This is a genomic window from Kitasatospora sp. NPDC032150, assembly GCF_055579945.1.
Genome location: NZ_JBVIMH010000036.1, coordinates 33377 through 56596 on the forward strand (window position 1 = coordinate 33377; position 23220 = coordinate 56596).

Genomic DNA, 23220 nt, shown 5'->3' on the forward strand with positions numbered 1-23220 from the left:
ACGGGCCGGGCGGGGCTTGGGGACCGGCGGGCCGGCCACCGGCCCGCCGGGAACGGGGGTGTCTACCGTGCGGTGCACCATCAGCCAGGCGGTGGCCTGGTCGGCCGGGAGGGCGGCGGACACCAGCCACCCCTGCACCGCGTCCACCCCTAGCCCGTGCAACTGCTCCCAGGTCTCGTCGTCCTCGACGCCCTCGGCGACCACGGTCAGCCCGAGCGAGTGCGCCAGCTCGACCGAGCAGCGGACCACGGCGGCGTCGTGGTCGTCGGCGACCATCCGGGAGACGAAGGAGCGGTCTATCTTCAGCTCGCCGACCGGCAGGCTGCGCAGCCGTACCAGCGAGGAGTGCCCGGTGCCGAAGTCGTCCAGCGACATGCCCACGCCGTACCTGCGCAGCTCGGCGAGGGTGTCGGCGGCTAGCCGGGAGTCGTCCAGCAGCAGCCGCTCGGTGATCTCCAGTTGGAGGGCGTGCGCGGGGACCTGGTGCCGGTCGAGGTGGGCGGCGACCCGGCCGGCGAAGCCGGGGTTGAGCACGTCGCGGGGCGAGACGTTGACCGCGACCTGGACCTGGAGGCCCTGGGCCCGCCAGGCGGCGAGCTGGCCGACGGCCGCCTCGAGCACGTAGTCGGTGAGCCTGGGCATCAGGCCGCTGGACTCGGCCAGCCCGATGAACTCGTCCGGCGGCACCTTGCCCTGCCCGGGCCGCTCCCAGCGCAGCAGGGCCTCCAGGCCGACCACCCGGCCGTCGAAGGCCACCTTGGGCTGGTAGTGCAGCAGCACCTCACCGGTCTCCAGGGCCCGGCGCAGGTCGCCGAGCAGGCCGATCCGGTACGGGGTGTCGATGTCGCGGGCCTCGTCGTACTGCTCGACGCCGCTGCGCCGGTGCTGGGCGTGGCCCATGGCCACGTCGGCGCGGCGCAGCAGGGCCTCGGCGTCCTGCGCGTGCTCGGGGTAGACGCAGACCCCGGCGCTGGCCTCCAGGACGAGCAGCAGGCCGTCGAGCCTGATCGGCGCGGCGAGTTCGGCGATCAGCGCCTTGGCCACCCGCTCCAGGGTCTCCGGGCGGCCGACGCCGGGCAGCAGGACGGCGAACTCGTCGCCGCCGAGCCGGGCGACCACCGGCCGGCCGCCGTTCTGCATGGTCGGCGGGAGGCTGGAGAAGACGTCGTCCGGGTCGTCCCGGCCCGGATGCCCGCCGTGGTGGTGGGAGCCGGTGCGGAGCGCGCGGTGCAGCCGGCGGGCGATGTGGACCAGTAAACGATCGCCTGCGGTATGCCCGAGCGCGTCATTGAGCGATCGGAAACGGTCCAGATCGAGCAGGATCAGCCCAACGCTGTAGTCCTCCTCGCCATCGTGCTCGGCGATCGCCTCCTGGGCCGCCAGCAGCAGCGCATGGCGGTTCGGCAGATCGGTGAGCGGGTCGGTGAGCTGGTCCCGGGCGCGGTCTCGGGCCATCCGCCAGGCGGCGACCAGCACGGCCAGCGGCACCGCGAAGAGCGGCAGCAGCTCGGGCTCGTACCGGTAGACCAGCACGGCCAGCGGTATGAGCGGCGCGGCGCCGGCCAGCAGCACGCCGAGCAGCAGGACCGCACCCGCCACCCCCTGCGGCGGGCGTGTGGGCGCACCGCCGGTCGTACGATCCATATGCCCTGTCCTCCGTCGGGCCCGCCCCGTCAGGCCGCCTTTCGGTGCGGCACCTGCTGGTGCCGGTGGGCGCCAGTTGACGGGGCGTCCCCTGCGGAACCGGCCTGGAAGTCCGGTGCCGCCAACCCCTGCTGACACTCTGTTGCGCACCAGGGTATGCCGGTGTACGCCGGGAGGGCGGACTTTCGGACATCCCTGAGCGCGCCACCCGTCGATGGATGCCACTCAGTGACAGAATGCCCTCTTTCCTGAGCAGGAACCCGGGTGACGCGACATCAGGACGGTAACGGAGGTCAGCTCTCCGGGGCCTCCTCGGCCGGGGAGGCCAGCCCCAGGTGCGCCCGAGCGGCCTCGGGCCCCTGGTCGAGCAGGACCGCGAAACCCGCGTCGTCCAGCACCGGAAGGCCGAGCTGGACCGCTTTGTCGTACTTGGAGCCGGGGTTGTCACCGACCACAACGAAATCTGTCTTCTTCGAGACAGACCCCGTCACCTTCGCACCGCGTGAGGTCAGTGCCTCCTTGGCGCCGTCCCTGGTGTGGCCGGCCAGCGTGCCCGTCACCACCACGGTGAGGCCCTCCAGCGGACGCGGCCCCCTGGCCTCGGCCGCCTCCTCGGTGAAGCGGACCCCGGCGGCCCGCCACTTCTCCAGGATCTCCCGGTGCCAGTCCTCCTCGTACCACTCCCTGATGGAGCGGGCGATGATCGGGCCGACCCCCTCGGTGGCGGCCAGCTGCTCCTCGCTCGCCGCGAAGACCGCGTCCAGGTCACGGAACTCGCGGGCGAGCGCCTGGGCGGCGACCGGGCCGACGTGGCGGATCGACAGGCCGTTGAGGTAGCGCCAGAGCGGGCGGTCCTTGGCCTTGTCGAGGTTCTCCAGCAGCAGGCCGGCGGTCTTCTTCGGCTCGCCCCTGAGATTGGCGAAGAAGGTGACCACCTTCTCCTTGCCCGTCCGGTCGTCCAGCTTGGGCATGCCGGACTTCTGGTCGCGGACCATCACCTTGATCGGGAGCAGCTGCTCCTGGCTGAGACCGAAGATGTCCCCCTCGTTCCCGACCGGCGGCTCGGCGGGCTCCAGCGGCTGGGTGAGCGCGGTCGCCGCGACGTAGCCCAGGCCATCGATGTCCAGCGACTCGCGCCCGCCCAGGTAGGCGATCCGTTCGCGGATCTGGGCCGGGCAGCTACGGGCGTTGGGGCAGCGCAGGTCGATGTCGCCCTCGGACATCGGGCGCAGCTCGGTACCGCACTCGTGGCAGTGCGAGGGCATCACGAACTCTTCCTCGGTGCCGTCCCGCAGGTCCTCCACCGGGCCGAGGATCTCCGGGATCACGTCGCCCGCCTTGCGCAGCACGATGGTGTCGCCCAGCAGCACGCCCTTGGCCTTGACCACCTGCTGGTTGTGCAGCGTGGCGTACTGCACCATCGAGCCGGCCACCTTGACCGGCTCGGCGAGCACCGCGTACGGGGTGGCCCGGCCGGTGCGGCCGATGCCGACCTGGATGCTCGCCAGCTTGCCGGTGACCTCCTCCGGCGGGTACTTCCAGGCGATCGCCCAGCGCGGCGACTTGGAGGTGGCGCCGAGCCGGCCCTGCAGGGCGATCTCGTCCACCTTGACCACCACACCGTCGATCTCGTGCTCGACCGAGTGCCGCCGCTCGCCGTAGTGCTTGATGAACGCCCTTACCTCGTCGAGGGTTTCGACCACCTCGTTGTGCCGGGCGGTGGGCAGGCCCCAGTCGTGCAGCAGCTGGTAGGCGTGCGACTGGCAGTCGATGTCGAAGCCGGCCCGGGCGCCGATGCCGTGCACCACCATGTGCAGCGGACGGGACGCGGTGACCAGCGGGTCCTTCTGGCGGAGCGAACCGGCCGCCGCGTTACGGGGGTTGGCGAACAGCTTGACCAGGGCCTGCGGTCGCCTGCCCTCCTTGGCGCGCTGCTCGTTCTCCTGTCTGCGCCGCTCGTTCTCGGCAGCGAGCGAGGCGTTGAGCTCCTCGAAGGCCTCGGTGGGCAGGTAGACCTCGCCGCGGATCTCCACCAACTCGGGGATGTTGTCGCCCCCCAGCTGGTGCGGGATCTCCTTGATGGTGCGGACGTTGGCGGTGATGTCCTCGCCCACCCGGCCGGTACCCCGGGTGGCGGCCTGGACCAAGCGGCCCCTCTCGTAGGTGAGGTTGACCGCCAGGCCGTCCACCTTGAGCTCGCACAGATAGTGGTACTTCAGGCCGTCGAGCTCCCGGGCGACCCGCTCGGCCCAGGCGGCCAGCTCGTCGTCGTCCATCGCGTTGTCCAGGCTGAGCAACCGCTCGCGGTGCTCGACCTTCGCGAAGCCCTCGGCCGGCGCGCCACCGACCTTCTGGGTGGGCGAGTCCGGGGTGACCAGCACCGGGTGCTCGGCCTCGATCGCCTCCAGCTCGCGCATCAACCGGTCGAACCCGGCGTCGCTGATCGTCGGCGCGTCCTGCTCGTAGTAGCGGACGCGGTGCTCCTCGATCTCGACTGCCAGCTCGGCGTGCCGCTTGCGCACCTCCACCGGCACGTCCTCCCAGCCCTCGACAGCCACCACGCCGCCCTCCTACGTCTCAACTACCGTGCTACTCCGGGTTGTCCACCAGGCTCTGCGCCGCCTTCACACTGAGTGACAGCGCCCTGCGCGCGTACCCGGGAGAGGCCCCCGCCAGCCCGCAGGTCGGTGTCACCAGCACCCGGCGGCCCAGCAACTCCGGAGCGAACCCGAGCCTGCGCCACAACGTCCTGACAACCTGGACACTACCGGCCGGGTCCGACAATCCCGCGTCGGTGGACGGCACCACACCGGCGAGGATCGCCGTGCCCGCCTCCACCGCCTCGCCCAGGTCCTCGTCCTCACGCTCCGTCAGCAGCGAGAAGTCCAGTGACACCCCGGCCACCCCGGCCCGGCGCAGCAGCGCCAGCGGCACCTGCGGGGCGCAGCAGTGCACCACCACCGGCACGTCCAGGCCGCGGACCAGGCCGCGCAGCTGCTCCTCGGCCACCTGCCGGTCCACCGCGCGCAGCCGCTGGAAGCCGCTGGCGGTCTTCACCGCGCCCGCCAGTACGGCGGGCAGCGAGGGCTCGTCCAGCTGCAGCACGGGCCGCGCGCCCGGCACCCGCTTGCGCACCTCGGCCAGGTGACGGCGCAGTCCCTCGGTGAGCGACTCCGTGATGTCCCGGCAGGCACCAGGGTCGGAGAGCGCCTTCTCGCCGTGCCTCAGCTCCACGGAGGCCGCCAGCGTCCACGGGCCGACCGCCTGCAGCTTCAGTGCACCCTGGTACCCCTGGGTGAACTCCTCCAGGGCGTCCAGGTCCTCGCCCAGCCACGAGTACGCCCGCCGGGTGTCGCGGCCCGGCCGGTCGACGAACCGCCACCCGCTCGGCTCCACCTGCGCGAACAGCTCGACCAGCAGGCCGGCGCCACGGCCGATCATGTCGGCGCCGGGCCCCCGCGCGGGCAGCTCAGGCAGGTACGGCAGCTGCTCCAGCGCGCCTACGGCGGTCTTCGCGGCCTCACGGGCATCGGTGCCTGGCATCGATCCGACGCCCGTCGCGGCGCCGATCAGCTCGGGAAAGGAGTACTCGCTCACGAGCACGAGCCTAGGCCAGGAACCCGGAGCCGTTCAGACCCGCCCGCGGCCGCGCGGGCCTACCGGCCCGGACGGACCGTGATGTCGGTGATCTCGGCGTCGCGCGGCAGGTCGAGCGCGGTCAGGACGGCGGTGGCCACCGACTCGGGGTCGATCCAGCGGGAGGCGTCGTACTCCCTGCCCTCCTGCTGGTGCACCGAGACCTGCATCGCGGTCGCCGTCCGCCCCGGGTACACCGAGGTGACCCGCACCCCGTGGCCGTGCTCCTCCTGCCGCAGCGAGTCGGCGAGCGCCCGCAGCCCGTGCTTGCTGGCCGCGTACGCGCCCCAGTTGGCGTTCGCGTTCAGTCCGGCGCCGGAGTTGACGAACACCACGTGGCCCTTGGCGAGCCGCAGCGAGGGCAGCAGCAGCCGGGTCAGCTCGGCGGGTGCGACCAGGTTGACGTTCAGCTGCTCCTGCCAGGCCTTGACCGGCAGTTCGCCGATCTCGCCGAGCTGGACCACACCGGCGATGTGCAGCAGCGAGTCCAGTTCGACCGGCAGCTCCTGGTGGCCGAACGCCCAGGACAGCTTGCCCGGTTCGCCCAGGTCGCCGACCAGGGTGCGGGCGCCGGGGAAGCGCCCGCGCAGTTCGGCGGCGCGCCGGGCGTCGCGGGCCAGCAGCCACAGCTGCTCGCCGCGTTCGGCGAGCCTGGCGGCGACGGTGGCTCCGATGCCGGAGGAGGCGCCGGAGATCAGGTGTGCACCCATGGCAGGGCTCCTTGCTGGTGTTGGAGGTCAGGCTTCGAGGTGGGCCAGGGCCTCGGCCGGATCGGCGGCGAAGTGGATCAGCTCGGCGAGCGGGCGGGGCAGGAAGCCCTCGACGTCCATCCGCTCCAGCTGGGTGCGCAGCCCCTGGTAGAAGCCCTCGGTGTCGAGCACCACGACCGGCTTGTCGTGCAGGGCGTGCTTCTTCAGCTCCAGCACCTCGGTGACCTCGTCCAGCGTGCCGAGGCCGCCGACCAGCACCACCACGGCGTCCGCGCGCTCCAGCAACCGGGCCTTGCGCTCGGCGAGATCGCGCGTCATCACCAGCTCGTCGGCGCCCTCGTAGGACTTGTGCGCGAGCAGCTGGACCGAGATCCCGACCAGCCGGCCGCCGGCCTCCTTGACGCCGTCGGCGAGCAGCCCCATCAGCCCGGCGTGCGAGCCGCCCCAGACCAGGGTGTGGCCGCGCTCACCGAGCAGGCGGGCGAACTCGGCGGCCGGGGCGGTGTAGCGCTCGTCGAGGGAGTACGCGGAACAGAAGACGGTGATGTTCATCTGATACCTCCGAGCAACCCGGGGGGCCACTCATCGTGATGGGTTGGTCACACTGACGCGGAGCGACGACCGGGCTTCGGGCCGGTCTGCCGCCGGGCTGGCGGGAAGTCAGGTCTGTGGAGCTGGTGCAAGACCGATGGGCGGCACGGCGTCCCCTGCCGGTGGTCCAGGTCGGCAACCGGCCGTGAAGCAGAAAGGCCGACCCGCGAGGGTTGGGATCCTCCAGCCTCAGCCGGAGGCTGATGTCGAAGTGGTCACCAGGTGCACCACCTCGCGGACCCGCCGGGCACAGGGGTTTCGTCCCGCGCCCGGCGGCGGCGTGTCACACGTCGACGGGGCGCCGCTCGGTGGTGGCGATGGTGGCCGAGCCGACCACCCGGGTGCCGTCGTAGAGCACCACGGCCTGACCGGGCGCGATCCCCCGGGCCGGGGCGGCGAGGCGGACGCGCAGCTCGCCGCCGGTCATCTCGGCGGTCACCGGGACCTCCTCGCCGTGGGCGCGCAGCTGCGCGGTGTACTCACCCGCACGGACCGGCTCGGCCCCGCACCAGCGCGGCTTGATCGCGGTCAGCGCCAGCACGTCCAGCCCCTCGGCCGGGCCGACCGTGACGGTGTTGTTCACCGGCGAGATGTCCAGCACGTAGCGCGGCTTGCCGTCGGCGGCCGGGCGGCCGATCCGCAGGCCCTTGCGCTGCCCGATGGTGAACCCGTACGCGCCGTCGTGCTCGCCGAGCTTGGTGCCGTCGGTGTCGACGATGTCGCCCTTGGCGGTGCCGAGGTGGCGGGCCAGGAAGCCCTGGGTGTCGCCGTCCGCGATGAAGCAGATGTCGTGGCTGTCCGGCTTCTTGGCCACCGCCAGACCGCGGCGCTCCGCCTCCTCGCGGATCACGTCCTTGGTGGTGTCTCCGAGCGGGAACATCGAATGGGCGAGCTGGTCTGCGGTGAGCACGCCGAGGACGTACGACTGGTCCTTGGCCATGTCCACCGCGCGGTGCAACTCCCGCTCGCCGGAGGGGAGATCGACGATCCTGGCGTAGTGGCCCGTGCAGACCGCGTCGAAGCCCAGCGCGATCGCCTTGTCCAGCAGCGCGGCGAACTTGATCTTTTCGTTGCAGCGCAGGCAGGGGTTCGGGGTACGGCCCGCGGCGTACTCGGCGACGAAGTCGTCGATCACGTCCTCGCGGAAACGCTCGGCGAGGTCCCAGACGTAGAACGGGATGCCGATCACGTCGGCCGCGCGGCGCGCGTCGCGGGAGTCCTCGATGGTGCAGCAGCCGCGGGCGCCGGTCCGGAACGACTGCGGGTTCGACGAGAGCGCCAGGTGCACCCCGGTCACCTCGTGCCCCGCCTCGGCGGCTCGGGCGGCGGCGACGGCGGAGTCCACCCCGCCGGACATCGCGGCCAGCACACGCAGTCGACGGCCGTCATTGGGACCAGTGGGGGCGCCAGGGAACTCAGTCATGATGCACCCAAGCGTACGTGCTCGCGCACCCTCGGGGGCGCGGGGGAACTACCCGCGACCGAGGGAGCGGCCTGCGCCGAACCCCGGCGGGCACGCTGACGCGCCAGGGGCGCGTCAGCGCCGCGCCGCGGCCGCCAGACCGGCGTTGCGGGCGCGCCGGACGGCCGGCTCGATCGCGCCGAGCAACGCCGTGACGTCGTCCAGGGCCGAGGTGTGGCCGAGCGAGAACCGGAGCGAGGCCCGCGCCAGCGCCGGCTCGGCCCCCATCGCCAGCAGGACGTGGCTCGGCTGCGGCACCCCGGCCGAGCAGGCGGAGCCGGTGGAGCACTCGATGCCCTGGGCGTCCAGCAGCATCAGCAGCGCGTCGCCCTCGCAGCCGGGGAAGGAGAAGTGCGCGTTGGCGGCCAGCCGCCCCTGGGCACTCGGGTCCCCGTTGAGGACGGCGTCGGGTACGGCCGCGCGCACGCCCGCGATCAGTTCGTCCCGCAGGCCCGCGACGAACTCCGCGTGCTCCTCCCGCCGTTCCACCGCGATGGCCGCGGCGGCGGCGAAGCCGGCGGCGGCGGGAACGTCCAGCGTGCCGGAGCGGACGTCGCGCTCCTGGCCGCCACCGTGCAGCAGCGGCACCGGAGTTGCGCTGCGGGACAGCAGCAGCGCGCCGACCCCGTACGGGCCACCGATCTTGTGCCCGGTGATGGTCAGCGCGTCCAGCCCGGACTCGGCGAACGAGACCGGGACCTGGCCCAGCGCCTGCACCGCGTCGGCGTGCATCGGGATGCCGAACTCGCGGGCGACGTCGGCGAGTTCGGCGATCGGCTGAATGGTGCCGACCTCGTTGTTGGCCCACATCACGGTGATCAGCGCCACCGACGCAGGGTCGCGCTCGATCGCCTCGCGCAGCGCCTCGGGGTGCACCCGCCCGTAGGGGTCGACCGGCAGGTACTCGACCTGCGCGCCCTCGTGCTCGGAGAGCCAGTGCACCGCGTCCAGCACCGCGTGGTGCTCCACCGGGCTGCACAGCACCCGGCGCCGCGACGGATCGGCGTCCCGCCGGGCCCAGTACAGGCCCTTCACCGCGAGGTTGTCCGATTCGGTACCGCCCGCGGTGAGGACGATCTCGCTCGGCCGCGCCCCCAGCGACAGCGCCAGCGACTCACGGGACTCCTCCACCACCCGCCTGGCCCGGCGACCGGCGGCGTGCAGCGAGGACGCATTACCGACGACCCCGAGGTGTGCGCTCATGGCGGCGATCGCCTCGGGCAGCATCGGGGTGGTGGCTGCGTGGTCGAGATATGGCATAGCGCAGTCCAGTGTAGGGGCATCCCCGCAACCTTGATCCCGACGCCCGCGTGCCGGAGGCGATTTGACCGTTGCACGCCCGGGAACGCGCCGTTAGCCTCCTGCCCACTGCCGGGGGCACTGAGGGGTGGGCGGAATGTCTCAGACGGTCGACCGGGCGTTGACGATCCTCGCCTCGCTCGGCGACGGGCCCGCCTCGCTGGAGCAGGCGGCGGCCCGGATCGGAGTCCACAGATCGACGGCGCTGCGCCTGCTGCGCACCCTGCAGGAGCACGGCCTGGTGCACCGCCAGGCGGACCACCGCTACCGGCTCGGCGGCCGGATGTTCGCGCTGGCCCGGCAAGCGCTGGACGGGATCGACGTCCGCCAGGTCGCGGCGCCCTACCTGGCCGCGCTCAACGAGCGGTACGGGCACACCGTGCAGCTGGCGGTGCTGGAGGAGGGCGAGGTGCTCTACCTGGACACCGTGGAGAGCCACCGTCCCGGGCGTCCCTGCTCCTGGCCCGGCCCGGCCGGGCGGATCGGCTGCCGGGTGCCCGCGGTGTCCACGGCGGTCGGCAGGGTGCTGCTTGCCGACCTGCCGGAGGACCAGCTGACGGCCTACCTCGAACTCGTGGACCTTCCCGAGCACCCCCTGGGCGGCATCCGCTCCGCCGGGGAGCTCCGGAGCGAGCTGGCCGCGGTCCGGCGCCAGGGGTGGGCGATGGACCGGGGCGGGCACCGGGAGGCGGTCGGCTGCCTGGCCGCCCCGATCGTCGGCACCGAGGGCCGGGCGATCGCGGCCTGCGCCGTGCTGGCCCCGGTGGGGCCGGCCCCGACCGGCGAACCGGGCCGTCTGCTCCCCGAGCTGCTCTGCACGGCCGAGGCGATCTCGCTGGCGTACGGCGGCTCGCCTACTCCTCGCTGGTGCGAGAACCGTTGCGGTGCCAGGCACGCGGCGCGCGCCAGCCGTACTTGAGCGCCAGCATCCGCAGGCCGAAGGCGGTCAGCGCGGCGGCCGAGGCGGTGGCGGTGCTCAACCGCCCGATCGATATCAGGATCGCCACCAGCGCGGCGCCGACCAGCGCGGGCACCGCGTAGATCTCGCGGTCCCAGCGCAGCAGCGAGGGCGTCTCGGTGGCCAGGACGTCCCGGATCACGCCGCCCCCGGCCGCGGTGAGCATGCCCAGGGCCACCGCTGCGACCGAGCCCAGGCCGTAGTCGTGCGCCTTGGCGGTGCCGGTGACGCAGAACAGGCCGAGGCCCAGCGCGTCCAGGGTCTGCACGCTGCGGTTGATCCGCTCCACCTGGGGGTGCAGGAAGAACACCACCAGACCGGCCACCAGCGGGGTCACGAAGTACCCGAGATTGGTGAACGCGACCACCGGTGTGGCCCCGATCACCAGATCGCGCATGACCCCGCCGCCTAGTGCGGTCGCCTCGGCGAGCACACAGATGCCGAAGATGTCCATGTTCTTGCGAACGGCCAGCAGGCCGCCGGACAGGGCGAAGACGAAGATGCCGACGAGGTCCAGCGCCTGCTGGACACCGGGCGGGAAGAGCTGCGAGGTCACCGTCAATTCTTACCTGGGCCGGAACCTTTTCTCGCACACGCTCTCGACCAGGGCACCCGAGGCAGCGGCCCGGCGCCCGGGCCCAGGGGCCGGGGACGCCTTCCGGCGGGGCCGCGCGGGGAGCCCCGCGACCCGGCGGCGGGCCGTCGCGCGGCTCCCCGCGCCCCTGAGCAGCCCTGATCGGCGGGGTCCCGGCCCCTTACTCGGGCGAGCTCTCCGGGAAGTGGCAGGCCACCTGGTGCCCGGCTTTCGCCGTCGCCAGCGGTGGCTCCTGGCTCGCGCAGACGTCCTGGGCCTTCCAGCAGCGGGTGCGGAAGCGGCAGCCGCTGGGCGGGTTGATCGGCGAGGGGACGTCGCCGGTGAGCAGGATGCGCTCGCGGCGCTCCTTGCGGCGCGGGTCGGGCACCGGAACGGCGGACATCAGGGCGTTGGTGTACGGGTGCATCGGCGCCCGGTACAGCGAGTCCCGGTCGGCGATCTCGACGATCCTGCCCAGGTACATCACCGCGACCCGGTCCGAGACGTGCCGGACCACCGAGAGGTCGTGGGCGATGATCAGGTAGGTCAGGCCGAGCTCCCGCTGCAGGTCGTCCAGCAGGTTGACCACCTGGGCCTGGATGGAGACGTCCAGGGCGGAGACCGGCTCGTCCGCGACGATCATCTTGGGCTTGAGGGCGAGCGCGCGGGCGATGCCGATGCGCTGGCGCTGGCCGCCGGAGAACTCGTGCGGGTAGCGGTTGTAGTGCTCGGGGCTGAGGCCGCAGAGCTCCAGCAGGTCCTGTACGGCCCGCTTCACCCCGTGCTCGGTCTCCACCTTCTGGAGCCGGAACGGCGCGCCGACGATGGTGCCGACGGTGTGCCTGGGGTTCAGCGAGGAGTACGGGTCCTGGAAGATCATCTGGATGTCGCGGCGCAGCGGACGCATCGCGTTCACCCCGAGGTGGGTGATGTCCGTGCCCTCGAACTCGATGGTCCCGCCGGTCGGTTCGGCGAGGCGGGTGACCAGTCGGCCCATGGTGGACTTGCCGCAGCCGGACTCGCCGACCACGCCGAGGGTCTCCCCGGCGTTCACGGTGAAGTCGATCCCGTCCACGGCCCGCACCGCGCCGGTCTGGCGCCGCAGCAGGCCCTTGGTGATCGGGAAGTGCTTGGTCAGGCCCGTCACCTTGAGCAGCGGCTCACGATCCGGGGCCGGCTCGGGCGCGGTGACCTCCGCGCTCTGACTGTCCGTCATCGGTGTTTCTCCTGAGGGATGGTGCGGGCTCACAGCCGGGGCGCGATCTCTTCGGTGAAGATCCGGTGCCGTTCGCCGGCGGACAGGTGGCAGGCGGCGAGGTGTCCCGGCGCGGCCTCGGTCAGCACCGGGAGTTCGCTTTTCGACCTGCCACCGGTCAACTCCGCGTACGGGCAGCGCGGGTGGAAGGCGCAACCGGGCGGCACGTTGATCAGGCTGGGCGGGGTTCCCCTGACCGGGACCAGCCGGTCCTGGAGCTCGCGGTCGAGCCGGGGCATCGAGCCGAGCAGGCCCCAGGTGTAGGGGTGTTCGGGCGACTCGAAGAGGGTGGCGGCCGGGCCCTTCTCCACCGGCTTGCCGCCGTACATCACCAGGATGTCGTCGGCCAGTTCGGCCACCACGCCCAGGTCGTGGGTGATGATGATGACGGCCGAGCCGAACTCCTGCTGGAGGTCGCGGATCAGGTCCAGGATCTGCGCCTGGACGGTGACGTCGAGGGCGGTGGTCGGCTCGTCGGCGATCAGCAGCGAGGGGTCGTTGACCAGGGCCATGGCGATCATCGCGCGCTGGCGCATCCCGCCGGAGAACTGGTGCGGGTAGTCGTCGACGCGCTTGTCCGGCTGGGGGATTCCCACCCGGGCGAGCATCTCGACGGCGCGCTTCCTGGCGTCCTTCTTCTTCACCTCGGGGTGGTGGACCTGGTACGCCTCCACGATCTGCTGCCCGACCGTGTAGTACGGGTGCATCGCGGTCAGCGGGTCCTGGAAGATCATCGACATCGCGCGGCCGCGCAGCCGGCGGACCCGGTCCGGGTCGGCGGCGACCAGTTCCTCGCCGTCCAGCCAGATCTCGCCGCTGATCCTGGCCCGCTTGCTGCGGTGCAGGCCCATGATGCCCAGCGAGGTGACCGACTTGCCGGAGCCGGACTCGCCGACGATGCCGAGGGTCCTGCCGCGCGCCAGGTCGAAGCTGACCCCGTCCACCGAGCGGACCAGGCCGTCGTCGGTGTCGAAGTGGATCCGCAGGTCTCGGACGGACAGGAAGTGCTCGTCCGAGGGCTTGGCCGCACCGGCCTTGTCGAGCAGCTCGGTCATGACAGCCTCACCCGGGGGTCGACGGCGGCGTACAGGAGGTCAACCAGCAGGTTGCAGATGACGACGAAGAAGGCGGCGACCAGGGTGACCCCGAGGATCCGCGGCAGGTCGTTGTCGGAGATCGCGGAGACCGCGTAGAAGCCGACGCCCTGGAGCGAGAAGACCTGCTCGGTGATCAGGGCACCGCCGAGCAGCAGGCCCAGGTCCATGCCGAAGATGGTGAGGATCGGGGTGAGCGCCGAGCGCAGCCCGTGCCGGACGACCACCTTGCGCTCGACCAGGCCCTTGGCCCGGGCGGTGCGGATGTAGTCCTCGCTCATCGTCTCCAGCATTCCGGCCCGGGTGAGCCGGGCGTAGAGCGCGGAGTAGAGGAAGGCCAGCGAGACCCAGGGCAGCACCAGGTTGCGGGCCCACATCAGCGGATCGTCGGTGAAGTTGACGTACTGCAGGTTGTCGAAGATCGGCCACTGGAAGCTGAACAGGGTCAGCAGCAGCGCACCGGTGAAGAAGATCGGCAGCGAGACGCCGGCCAGCGCGACGCCCATGGAGAGCCGGTCGAAGACCGACTTGGGCTTGAGGGCGGAGATCACGCCGGTGGTGACGCCGGAGACCAGCCAGAGCACCGAGGCGCCGATGGCGAGCGAGACCGTCACCGGGATCCGGGAACTGATCTGCGGCCACACCTCCTGGTGGTTCTTGAAGGAGTAGCCGAAGCACGGCACGTGGCAGGTGGCCGCGTCGGGGCCGAACTTGTAGTCCGCGCCGGCCACCAGGCCCTTGAGGAACCGCCCGTACTGGACGTAGATCGGCTGGTCGAAGCCGAGGTTCTGCTTGACCACGGCGATCGCCTCGGGCGTGGGGCTCTTCCCGATGTACTGGGCCGCGAGCTGGTCGGTGGTCTCCCCGGCGATGCGGGGCAGCAGGTAGAAGATGCCGAAGGTGACGGCGCTGACGACCAGCAGCAGCACCACGGCGGCAGAGGTCCTGCGGATGATGTAGGCAAACACAGTTGGGCGGCTCCGACGGCCCGCCGCCGCCCGTGGCCCGTGGGTGTCACGGACGGGCGGCGGCGGGTGCCGCTGCCTTCACCTGCCTTCGATGGTGTGGAGCCAGGCTCTTACTTGTCGGTGCCGATGTTGAGGTAGTCGTACTGACCCGAGAACGCGGCCGTGGAGACCATGTTGGTGGCGCCGGCCGGCCGGTACAGGAAGACCTTGCCGTAGGTCAGCGGCACGTAGGCCGCGTCCTCCATGGTCTTCTTGTCGATCGCCGCGTAGTCCTTCTCGCGGGCCGACTGGTCGGTGTTGGTGGCCGCGTCGTCGATCAACTTGTTGACCTCGGGGTCGTTCAGCTGGGCCAGGTTGCTGTTGCTCGCGTCCTTGATCGCCCGGCCGTCGGTGATCTGTTGCAGGAAGCCGTAGCCGGTCGGCCAGTCGGCGCCCCACTGCATCATCATCAGGCCGACGTTCTTCTCGTTGATGAACTTCGGGACACCGGCGTAGTCGGTGAAGTACTTGCCCTGCGGGTACTGCTGGATGTCGACGTTGATGCCGACCTTCTTCAGCGCCGCCTGGATCGAGGTCGCGGCGGCGATCTCCGGGCCGCGCTCGGTACGGGCGGTGATCGTGGTGGAGAAGCCGTCCGGCTTGCCGCAGGCCTTCAGGGCGTCCTTGGCCTTGGCCTCGTCACCCTTGTTGCCGTCGGTCGCGTAGAGGTCGAAGTCCTGGTGGCCCGGGATGTCCGGGGGCAGCATGGTGCTGGCGATGGTGCCGCGGATCGGCCCGCCGAGCGCGGTCTGCACCGAGACCTTGTCGATCGCGTACTCGACGGCCTTGCGGCAGTCGATGTTGTCGAACGGCGCGACCTTGGTGTTGATCGCGGCGTAGATCAGGCGGCCGCCGAACGAGTTGTCGGTCTGGCCCTTGAGCTTCTGGTCCTGCAGGACCTTCGCCTGGGTCTGCGGGTCCATGCCGAGGCCGACCAGGTCGACCTGCGCGTTGCCGGCCATCAGGTCCTGGTCGACGGTGGCCTGGTCGATGTTCATCTTGACCACGACCTTGTCCGCGACCTGCTTGCGGATCGGGTCGGTCTTCGGATCCCAGTTGGTGTTCGGCACCAGCGTGAGCTGCTTGCCGTCCTCGTACGACTCGAACTTGTAGGTGCCGGAGGAGACCACGTGCTTGACGTAGTCGGCGCCGGTGTCCTTGGCCTGCGGCACCGGCACCGTCTCCGGGGCGCTCACCAGGTAGTCGAAGTCGGCGAAGGGGTGCTTGAGGTGGAAGACGATGGTGGTGTCGTCCGGCGTCTCGATGGACTTCAGGTCGCCGCTCTTGTCCTTGTAGGGGCCCTGGTACGGGGTCGGGTTGTCGACCAGGAGCTCCTGGAAGTACACCGGGCCGTTGGCGTTGACGTCGGGCGCGTAGTTGGCGCTGCGCTCGATCGCGTACTTGACGTCCTTCGCCGAGATCGGCGTGCCGTCCTCGTACTTCAGCCCCGCGCGCAGCTTGTAGGTCCAGGTGAGCCCGTCCGCGCTGGGCTTGCCGAGGGACTCCGCCAGGTCCGGCACCAGCTTGTCACCCGAGGCGCCGGCGGCCGGCTGGAAGGTGGTCAGCGGACGTCCGTACAGGCGCGAGAAGTTGTAGATGTACGTGTAGTAGGTGTTGCCCGGGTCGAAGGAGTCCGGCGTACCGCGCATCTCGTAGGTGACCGTGCCCCCCTTCTTGTCCGAGGCGTTCACGATCCCCTTGGTGGCGGCGTTGGCGGCGCCACCACCGGAGGAGGAGCCGGAGCCGCCGCCCTTGGAACCGCCGGAGCAGCCCGTGACGACCAGGACCGCCGCGGCGGCCGCCGCGGTCAGCATGGCGGTGCGAGACCTGCGCATGGGTGAGATCAACCCCTTGGTGAATGGTGTCAGTTGAGGTGGTCTGACGCGTGGTCAGTTGCTCTTGGGATCCAGGGCGTCTCGCAGTCCGTCGCCCAGCAGGTTGAAGGCGAGAACGGTGATGAAGATCGCCAGACCGGGGACCACCATGTACTGCGGGTCCACCTGGTAGTACTTGATCGCGTCGTTGAGCATCCCGCCCCAGGACGCCTGGGGCGGCTGGATGCCGACGCCGAGGAAGCTCAGCCCCGCCTCGAAGAGGATGTTGGTCGGGATCAGCAGGGTCGAGTAGACCAGGATCGGGCCGACCAGGTTGGGCAGCAGCTCGCGGAAGAGGATGAACGGGCCGCGGGCGCCCAGGCTGCGGGCCGCGTCGACGAACTCGCGCTCGCGCAGCGAGAGGGTCTGGCCGCGCACGATCCGGCCCATGTAGGGCCAGTTGAAGAAGCCGATCACGAAGATCAGCACCGCGATGTGCAGCGGCAGGCCGTTCAGCCCGAAGGCGCCGCCCTGCAGCGAGGCGGAGATCGCGATGGCGAAGAGCAGCAGCGGGAAGGCCAGGAAGGTGTCCATCACCCGGCTGATCACGGTGTCCACCCAGCCGCCGTAGTAGCCGGCCACCACTCCGAGCACGGTGCCGATGGCGTTGGAGAGCACGGTGGCGCCGAAGGCGACCAGTAGTGACACCCAGGAGCCCTCGATGACGCGGGAGAGCAGGTCACGGCCCTGCAGCGGGTCCAGACCGAGCGGGTGGTCGGCGCCCATCCCGCCCCAGTCGCCCATCGGCAGACCGCCCAGGTCGGCGTCCAGCAGGTCCTGGTGGAGAGCGTTGGGGTCCAGTCCGAAGAGGGACTCGATCGGCTTCGCCAGCACGGCGAGCAGGATCAGTAGGATCACCACGATGCCGCCGGTCACGGCCGCCTTGTCCCGCTTGAAGCGGGTCCAGGCGATCCGGCCGAGGGAGCGGCCCTCGATCCGTTTCACCGACTGGGCGGCGGGCTCGGCACCGGGTTCGGCGTCGATGGTCTCGTTCGGTGCGGTCATGGTCAGTTGGGTTCCCCTCGCCGACGGTGGCCGGCCCACGGTGCTCCGGCCGTAGCACAAGACCCCGGACCCGGTCCGGGCCCGGACTGCGTACGAGGTCCGGTTGGCGCAACTGGTGCTAGGTAACGGTGCGTCGGGTACGTCGGTGCGGTGCGGTTGACACGGCGGTGCGGCGGGTCTGCGGTGCGGTTGACACGGCGGTGCGGCGTTACGGCGGTGCAGTGATGCGGCGGTGCAGTGATGCGGCAGTGCGGCGTTACGGCAGTGCAGTGGTACGGCGATGCGGCGGTACGTCGGTGCGGCGTTGCGAAATCGACTGCTGCGGTATGTGGTTCAGTACGCCGGCGCACAGGGGGTGGTCAGTGCCCGGGTGATGCGGAGACTGCCTCCGCGCGGGAAGAACATCGCGCGGATCATGCGTGCGGCTTGCGCATATGCCTTCGTGGGGCGGTCTGCGTGCGCTGCACTGCGCAGACTCTCCGTCATTCGGACAGGCTTGCGCCAGCCCTGACCACCGAAGGATGCCAAGCTGTGATCTGCGGGCATGCATCGCCGACGGGCGCGAATGAGGCTCTTCATCTGGACGAAACATTCCCGTCCGTGCCCGAACTGACATTTCGTCGACCGTCGGGTCGGCGCCCCGGCCCACCCGCACGGAACCCGGCCTCAGCGGGTCGGGTAGCCCTGCCAGGCGTCGCGGTCGAAGAACGGGCGGGCGCAGGCGCGCAGCCACATCGCGACCGGGTCGTAGTCATCGGCCATCAGCACGGTGGAGACCGCTAGCCCCTCCGGCACATGGGCGGCCGCCCGCTGCACCAGGGCCCGGGCGGCCTCGACGGCGGGCGGCGAGGTGTCGTACAGGTCCAGCCCGATCGCCAGGTACGGTCCGCCGAGGGCCGGCTGCACCCAGGCCCGGCGCAGCGAGCGCAGCGGGCGCACCTCGGCGGCCTGTTGCTCCAACACCGCGTAGAACTGCGGTGCCTGCACCTGGGGTTCGCCCAGCTGGAGCGGCCCCGCGGGCAGCCGGTCCAGTCCGGCCGCGATCCGGCGCAGGTCGGCCCACGGGACGCCGACGCCGCCGCCCGGCACGTGGGGGTTGAGCCACAGGCCCCAGCGGGTCCGGTAGAGCGCGTTCGCGACCTCCAGCCCGGAGATCACCTCATGGCCGCGGGCCCAGCCGCTCGCGGCCAACTGCTCGGGCGAGGTGACGGCGGGGGCGTAGCCGTGCCCGCCGATGTCCATGTTCCCGTACTGGGCGTCCGGGCTGCCCGGCGTGCCGTGCCAGAGCAGCATCCACACCTGGCCCTCGGCCAGGGCGCGCAGCAGGTTCTCGTACGCCTCCCAGCGCTCCGGTGCGACGTCGCGCAGGACACGCTCGATGGCGGCCGGATCGGCCGCCGGACGTGCGGTCGGGGGCTGGCCCCAGCCCGGTACGCCGCCTGCCACTGTGCCGTTCATGCGCCCGCCTCCGGCCGGGCGCCCCGGGCGAGCGCTCCGGGCATGGCGGACGTACGCGTCCACCGCCCCCTGGCCTGGGGTGCCCCGATGCCCTGCTCGCTCACGTCGGGCCCTCTCCGTACTCGTCCGCCGGCACGCGCTGCCGCTGCTCGGACAGCGGGCCGCTCACCCGACCGTACGCCGCTGCCGGGCAGCAGCCTATGGGGCGGCGCCGACGGACTTGACACCACCGCCCCTTACTCGCCAGTCGGGTCAGCCCCGGACGTAGAACGGCTGCACCCGGGTGAGCAGCCACTCCACCACCGGGTCGGCGACCAGGTCGAGCAGCACCAGGTGGACGCCGTACGGCAGCGTGGCGGTTCCCAGCGCGCGGCCGAGCGCCTCGTTGGCCTGTGCCGGATCGGTCGGCAGGTCGGGGTCGAACTGCACCCCGACGAACAGCGCCGGAGCGTCACCCTCCACCGAGGCGCAGGCCCGACGCGCCGTCAGCACTCCGGGCAGAGTCGCGAGTTCGGCGGCGGCCGCGGCCAGGAAGGCGTACGGCTCCTCGTGCGGCTCGGGTTCGCGCAGCGCCACCTTGGCGCCGTCCGGCTGCCCCTGCCAGCGGTCACCCTGGGGGCCGCGCCGCAGCTCGCCGACCCCCTCGGGCGGGATCGGGATGCCCACCGGAGCCTGGGGGTTGACCGCGATCCCGACCCCCAACGGCAGCCCCCGGGCGAACTCCCAGACCGGGGCGATCGCGAACGGCATCCCGGGGGCGTGCCGCAGGAACACGTCCTGTGAGGAGAAGACCGGGACGTACGGCGCGCCGGCCAGCTCGATGGTCGGCAGGTCCAGCGAGGCACCCTGCGGGTCGGCGCCGGCCGGCAGCGGGATCCACACCTGGCTGCGGGCCAGCACCTCGACCACCCTGGCGGTCGCGCCGGGCTCGCCGAGCGCGGCGGTGAGCACCTGCTCCAGCTCGTTGGCGGGCCAGCCGCCGCCCGTCGGGGCCGTACCGGGCTCAGCCCATGCCTGCGTCTCGCCAGCCGGGTAGCTCATCGGCTCCTGCCCCTCCAACCTGACCGGGTGCTGCCCCGGTCTCCACCGCTGCCAGAAGGGTAGCGGGAGGCGGTCCGTCCCCGATGCGCCCCCGTACCGCAAGGGTGAACCCGCCCCACCTGGGGAGGAGATGTCCGACCCCTCTCCCCCTCGGCCCGCCCGGCATGCCATGATGAGCCGCGCTCATACGCAGCGCCCAATTTCATACTGGCCGTTCGAACCCGCGCGGGAGAGTCCGGAGTGCCCCGCACGGGCACGGGCCGGCGCCGAAGGAGCAAGTCCTCCCCGGAATCTCTCAGGCACCCCTACCGCACGGGCGAGGCAGATCTGGAAAGTGGACACGGCCGCGCCGTGCGCCCACCCACGGTGCAAGCCGCCATCCTTGGTTAGCGGTGAAGCTCTCAGGTTGTGACGACAGACGGGGAGACTCCACCCCCGTGTGCCCGTACGCAGGTCAACCGCCTGAGTGCCCCAGCCAAGGAGTTCCGCCGTGTCCCTCCGTCACACCGCGCTCGACGCCCTGCACCGCTCCCTCGGTGCGACCATGACCGACTTCGCCGGCTGGGACATGCCGCTGCGCTACGGCAGCGAGCGCGAGGAGCACATCGCGGTCCGCACCAGGGCCGGTCTGTTCGACCTGTCGCACATGGGCGAGATCACCGTCTCCGGCCCGCAGGCCGGCGAGCTGCTCGACCACGCACTGGTCGGCTTCATCTCGGCGCTCGGCGTGCTGCGCGCCCGCTACACCATGATCTGCCGTGAGGACGGCGGCATCCTCGACGACCTGATCGTCTACCGCACCGCGGAGGACGAGTACATGGTGGTCGCCAACGCCTCCAACGCCCAGGTGGTGCTGGACGCGCTCACCGAGCGCGCGGCCGGCTTCGACGCCGTGGTCCGGGACGACCGGGACGCCTACGCACTGCTCGCCGTCCAGGGCCCGGAGGCGAACGCCATCCTGGCCTCGCTCACCGACGCCGACCTGCCGGGCCTGAAGTACTACGCGCTGCTGCCCGCCACGGTGGCCGACCGTCAGGTCTGGCTGGCGCGTACCGGTTACACCGGCGAGGACGGCTTCGAGGTCTTCTGCGCCCCCGGCGACGCCGAACACCTGTGGAACGCGCTGAGCGCGGCCGGCGCCGACAGGGGCCTGGTCCCGTGCGGCCTGTCCTGCCGGGACACCCTGCGCCTGGAGGCGGGCATGCCGCTGTACGGGCACGAGCTCTCCACCGAGCTGACCCCCTTCGACGCCGGGCTCGGCCGGGTGGTCCGCTTCGACAAGACCACCAACAACGGCGAGTTCGTCGGCCGCAAGGCGCTGGAGCAGGCCGCCGCCGAGGCCGAGTCCAAGGCGCCGCGCAAGCTGGTCGGGCTGGTCTCCGAGGGCAAGCGGGTACCGCGCGCCGAGTACTCGGTGGTCGACGCCGAGGGCACCGTCATCGGGCGGATCACCTCCGGCGCCCCCTCCCCCACCCTGGGCAAGCCGATCGCCATCGCGTACGTGGACGCCGCACACGCCGCGCCCGGTACGGCAGTTGCGGTGGACGTCCGCGGCAAGCACGAGCCGGTCGAGGTCGTCGCGCTGCCCTTCTACAAGCGCACCCGCTGAGCCCCCGGCCCACCCCGGCCGTCTCATAACCCCCGCCTGTCCGGTCCGCTCAGCGGACGGCTTCGCCCTACCCTCTTGCGATCCTGGAGAATGACGCCATGAGCAACCCCACGCACCTGCAGTACAGCAAGGAGCACGAGTGGCTGACCGCCGCCGACGAGGACGGCGTGTCGACCGTCGGCATCACCGAGCACGCGGCCACCGCGCTCGGTGACATCGTGTACGTCCAGCTCCCGGAGGTCGGTGACACCGTCACCGCGGGTGAGTCCTGTGGAGAGCTCGAATCCACCAAGTCGGTCAGCGACCTGTTCTCGCCGGCCACCGGTGAGGTCGTGGAGATCAACCAGGCCGTCATCGACGACCCGGCTCTGGTCAACGGCGAGCCCTTCACCGGCGGCTGGCTGTACAAGCTCCGCGTCACCGCGACCGACGAACTGCTCGACGCCGCCGGGTACGACGCCTTCATCGGCGCCTGACCCTTCCGGCCCTTCGGGGCGGCGGCCGCAGCGCGGCGGCCGCCCCACGCCTCCTCAGGTCCCCTGCCCCGCCCCACAGGAAGACCCATCTCCATGACGGTTCTGAACCAGTCCCTGCACGCGCTCGACCCCGAGATCGCCGCGGCGGTCGACGCCGAGCTGCACCGTCAGCAGACCACCCTCGAAATGATCGCCTCCGAGAACTTCGCCCCCGTGGCGGTCATGGAGGCCCAGGGCTCGGTGCTGACCAACAAGTACGCCGAGGGCTACCCCGGCAAGCGCTACTACGGCGGCTGCGAGCACGTCGACGTGGTCGAGCAGATCGCCATCGACCGGATCAAGGAGCTGTTCGGCGCCGAGCACGCCAACGTCCAGCCGCACTCGGGCGCGCAGGCCAACGCCGCCGCGATGTTCGCGCTGATCCAGCCGGGTGACACCATCCTGGGCCTGAGCCTGGCCCACGGCGGCCACCTGACCCACGGCATGAAGATCAACTTCTCCGGCAAGCTCTACAACGTGGCCGCGTACCACGTGGACGAGAAGACCGGCCTGGTCGACATGGCCGAGGTCGAGCGCCTGGCCAAGGAGCACCAGCCGAAGCTGATCATCGCCGGCTGGTCCGCCTACCCGCGCCAGCTGGACTTCGCCGAGTTCCGCCGCATCGCGGACGAGGTCGGCGCGCTGCTGATGGTCGACATGGCGCACTTCGCCGGCCTGGTCGCCGCCGGTCTGCACCCGTCCCCGGTCCCGTACGCGGACGTGGTCACCACCACCACCCACAAGACCCTGGGCGGCCCGCGCGGCGGCGTGATCCTCTCCAAGGCCGAGTACGCCAAGAAGATCAACTCCGCGGTCTTCCCCGGGCAGCAGGGCGGCCCGCTGGAGCACGTGATCGCCGCCAAGGCCGTGGCCTTCAAGGTCGCCGCCTCGGAGGAGTTCAAGGACCGCCAGCGCCGCACCCTGGAGGGGGCCAAGATCCTGGCGGAGCGCCTGCTCCAGGACGACACCGCCGCCGCCGGCGTCTCCGTCCTCTCCGGTGGCACCGACGTCCACCTGGTCCTGGTCGACCTGCGCAACAGCGAGCTGAACGGCCAGGACGCCGAGGACCGGCTGCACGAGGTCGGCATCACCGTCAACCGCAACGCCGTCCCGAACGACCCGCGCCCGCCGATGGTCACCTCCGGCCTGCGCATCGGCACCCCGGCCCTGGCCACCCGCGGCTTCCAGGCCGAGGACTTCCGCGAGGTCGCCGACGTCATCGCCGAGACGCTGCTGCCCTCCTTCGACGAGGAGAAGGCCGTCGCGCTCCGGGCCCGCGTCACCGCGCTGGCCGCGAAGTACCCGCTCTACCCGGAGCTGTAGGCCTCCCCTCGGGAGCCATCGGCAGCCCGCCTTCCTGGAGGCCGCGCACCCTATCCGCGCGGCCTCCCGGGTGACCGGCCTCACTCCACCGCCGTCACCTGGAACTCCGGGGCACCGCGCACACTGGACGGTGAGCGCGGTGCCCCGACCCGTGTACCGCCAGCA

Annotated in this window: 18 protein-coding genes, 1 pseudogene and 1 riboswitch; of the genes and pseudogenes, 4 read left to right on the forward strand and 15 right to left on the reverse strand. The window is 71.5% G+C overall.

The annotated features are described in order from the left end of the window. The 7 genes and pseudogenes from ACZ5ON_RS30040 to ACZ5ON_RS30070 form a co-directional block, all read right to left on the reverse strand. Nucleotides 1–1581 (reverse strand): annotated as a pseudogene (locus tag ACZ5ON_RS30040) (putative bifunctional diguanylate cyclase/phosphodiesterase); the annotation flags it as partial. Nucleotides 1582–1937: 356 nt separating this feature from the next. Beyond that, nucleotides 1938–4202, reverse strand: a complete 2265-nt coding sequence (ligA, locus tag ACZ5ON_RS30045; protein WP_465599365.1) for an NAD-dependent DNA ligase LigA — start codon at nucleotides 4200–4202, stop codon at nucleotides 1938–1940. Nucleotides 4203–4233: 31 nt separating this feature from the next. Then, entirely contained in the window at nucleotides 4234–5241 is a 1008-nt protein-coding gene (locus ACZ5ON_RS30050; protein WP_465599294.1) for a methionine synthase, read from the reverse strand. A gap of 59 nt (nucleotides 5242–5300) precedes the next feature. Next, a complete protein-coding gene (locus ACZ5ON_RS30055; protein ID WP_465599296.1) occupies nucleotides 5301–5990 on the reverse strand; it encodes an SDR family oxidoreductase in 690 nt (229 codons plus the stop codon). Nucleotides 5991–6017: 27 nt separating this feature from the next. After that, nucleotides 6018–6542 (reverse strand): LOG family protein, encoded by a 525-nt coding sequence (locus ACZ5ON_RS30060; protein WP_465599298.1) that lies wholly within the window; start codon nucleotides 6540–6542, stop codon nucleotides 6018–6020. Between the two features lie 322 nt (nucleotides 6543–6864). After that, a complete protein-coding gene (gene mnmA / locus ACZ5ON_RS30065) occupies nucleotides 6865–8004 on the reverse strand; it encodes a tRNA 2-thiouridine(34) synthase MnmA (RefSeq protein ID WP_465599300.1) in 1140 nt (379 codons plus the stop codon). A 114-nt stretch (nucleotides 8005–8118) separates the two neighbouring features. Continuing rightward, nucleotides 8119–9303, reverse strand: a complete 1185-nt coding sequence (locus tag ACZ5ON_RS30070) for a cysteine desulfurase family protein (RefSeq protein ID WP_465599302.1) — start codon at nucleotides 9301–9303, stop codon at nucleotides 8119–8121. Between the two features lie 136 nt (nucleotides 9304–9439). Here ACZ5ON_RS30070 and ACZ5ON_RS30075 point away from each other — a divergent pair, with 136 nt between their 5' ends. Next, complete coding sequence (locus tag ACZ5ON_RS30075; protein WP_465599304.1) at nucleotides 9440–10261, forward strand: IclR family transcriptional regulator; 822 nt, start codon at nucleotides 9440–9442, stop codon at nucleotides 10259–10261. On the opposite strand, the gene ACZ5ON_RS30080 is transcribed toward ACZ5ON_RS30075, so the two are convergent. The 8 genes from ACZ5ON_RS30080 to ACZ5ON_RS30115 all read right to left on the reverse strand — a co-directional run bounded on the left by ACZ5ON_RS30080 (nucleotide 10197) and on the right by ACZ5ON_RS30115 (nucleotide 19608). Then, entirely contained in the window at nucleotides 10197–10856 is a 660-nt protein-coding gene (locus ACZ5ON_RS30080; RefSeq protein WP_465599306.1) for a trimeric intracellular cation channel family protein, read from the reverse strand. The two genes, ACZ5ON_RS30075 and ACZ5ON_RS30080, sit on opposite strands and share 65 nt — an antisense overlap. A 199-nt stretch (nucleotides 10857–11055) precedes the next feature. After that, on the reverse strand, nucleotides 11056–12090 hold the full coding sequence (locus ACZ5ON_RS30085; RefSeq protein WP_465599308.1) for an ABC transporter ATP-binding protein: 1035 nt from the start codon (nucleotides 12088–12090) through the stop codon (nucleotides 11056–11058). Between the two features lie 29 nt (nucleotides 12091–12119). Beyond that, complete coding sequence (locus ACZ5ON_RS30090; RefSeq protein WP_465599310.1) at nucleotides 12120–13184, reverse strand: ABC transporter ATP-binding protein; 1065 nt, start codon at nucleotides 13182–13184, stop codon at nucleotides 12120–12122. Next, nucleotides 13181–14191, reverse strand: coding sequence for an ABC transporter permease (locus ACZ5ON_RS30095; RefSeq protein WP_465599312.1), 1011 nt, complete (start codon nucleotides 14189–14191; stop codon nucleotides 13181–13183). The genes ACZ5ON_RS30090 and ACZ5ON_RS30095 overlap by 4 nt, the downstream gene beginning before the upstream one ends. Before the next feature lie 110 nt (nucleotides 14192–14301). After that, nucleotides 14302–16065 carry an ABC transporter substrate-binding protein gene (locus ACZ5ON_RS30100; RefSeq protein WP_465599314.1) on the reverse strand — a complete coding sequence of 588 codons (1764 nt, stop codon included), beginning with the start codon at nucleotides 16063–16065 and terminating at the stop codon, nucleotides 14302–14304. Nucleotides 16066–16119: 54 nt separating this feature from the next. Then, nucleotides 16120–17109, reverse strand: a complete 990-nt coding sequence (locus ACZ5ON_RS30105; RefSeq protein ID WP_465599316.1) for an ABC transporter permease — start codon at nucleotides 17107–17109, stop codon at nucleotides 16120–16122. Nucleotides 17110–17775: 666 nt separating this feature from the next. Beyond that, nucleotides 17776–18567: an enhanced serine sensitivity protein SseB C-terminal domain-containing protein gene (locus tag ACZ5ON_RS30110; RefSeq protein ID WP_465599318.1), complete on the reverse strand. Its 792-nt coding sequence runs from the start codon at nucleotides 18565–18567 to the stop codon at nucleotides 17776–17778. Nucleotides 18568–18819: 252 nt separating this feature from the next. Next, nucleotides 18820–19608 carry an enhanced serine sensitivity protein SseB C-terminal domain-containing protein gene (locus ACZ5ON_RS30115; protein ID WP_465599320.1) on the reverse strand — a complete coding sequence of 263 codons (789 nt, stop codon included), beginning with the start codon at nucleotides 19606–19608 and terminating at the stop codon, nucleotides 18820–18822. Between the two features lie 216 nt (nucleotides 19609–19824). Then, nucleotides 19825–19929, forward strand: a riboswitch (glycine riboswitch). Between the two features lie 169 nt (nucleotides 19930–20098). Between ACZ5ON_RS30115 and gcvT the strand changes: the two genes are divergently transcribed. The 3 genes from gcvT to glyA all read left to right on the forward strand — a co-directional run bounded on the left by gcvT (nucleotide 20099) and on the right by glyA (nucleotide 23055). Further along, nucleotides 20099–21217 (forward strand): glycine cleavage system aminomethyltransferase GcvT, encoded by a 1119-nt coding sequence (gene gcvT / locus ACZ5ON_RS30120; RefSeq protein ID WP_465599322.1) that lies wholly within the window; start codon nucleotides 20099–20101, stop codon nucleotides 21215–21217. Nucleotides 21218–21315: 98 nt separating this feature from the next. Beyond that, nucleotides 21316–21693, forward strand: coding sequence for a glycine cleavage system protein GcvH (gene gcvH / locus ACZ5ON_RS30125; RefSeq protein ID WP_465599324.1), 378 nt, complete (start codon nucleotides 21316–21318; stop codon nucleotides 21691–21693). 93 nt (nucleotides 21694–21786) lie between these two features. Then, nucleotides 21787–23055 (forward strand): serine hydroxymethyltransferase, encoded by a 1269-nt coding sequence (glyA, locus tag ACZ5ON_RS30130; protein ID WP_465599326.1) that lies wholly within the window; start codon nucleotides 21787–21789, stop codon nucleotides 23053–23055. Nucleotides 23056–23220 lie beyond the last annotated feature (165 nt).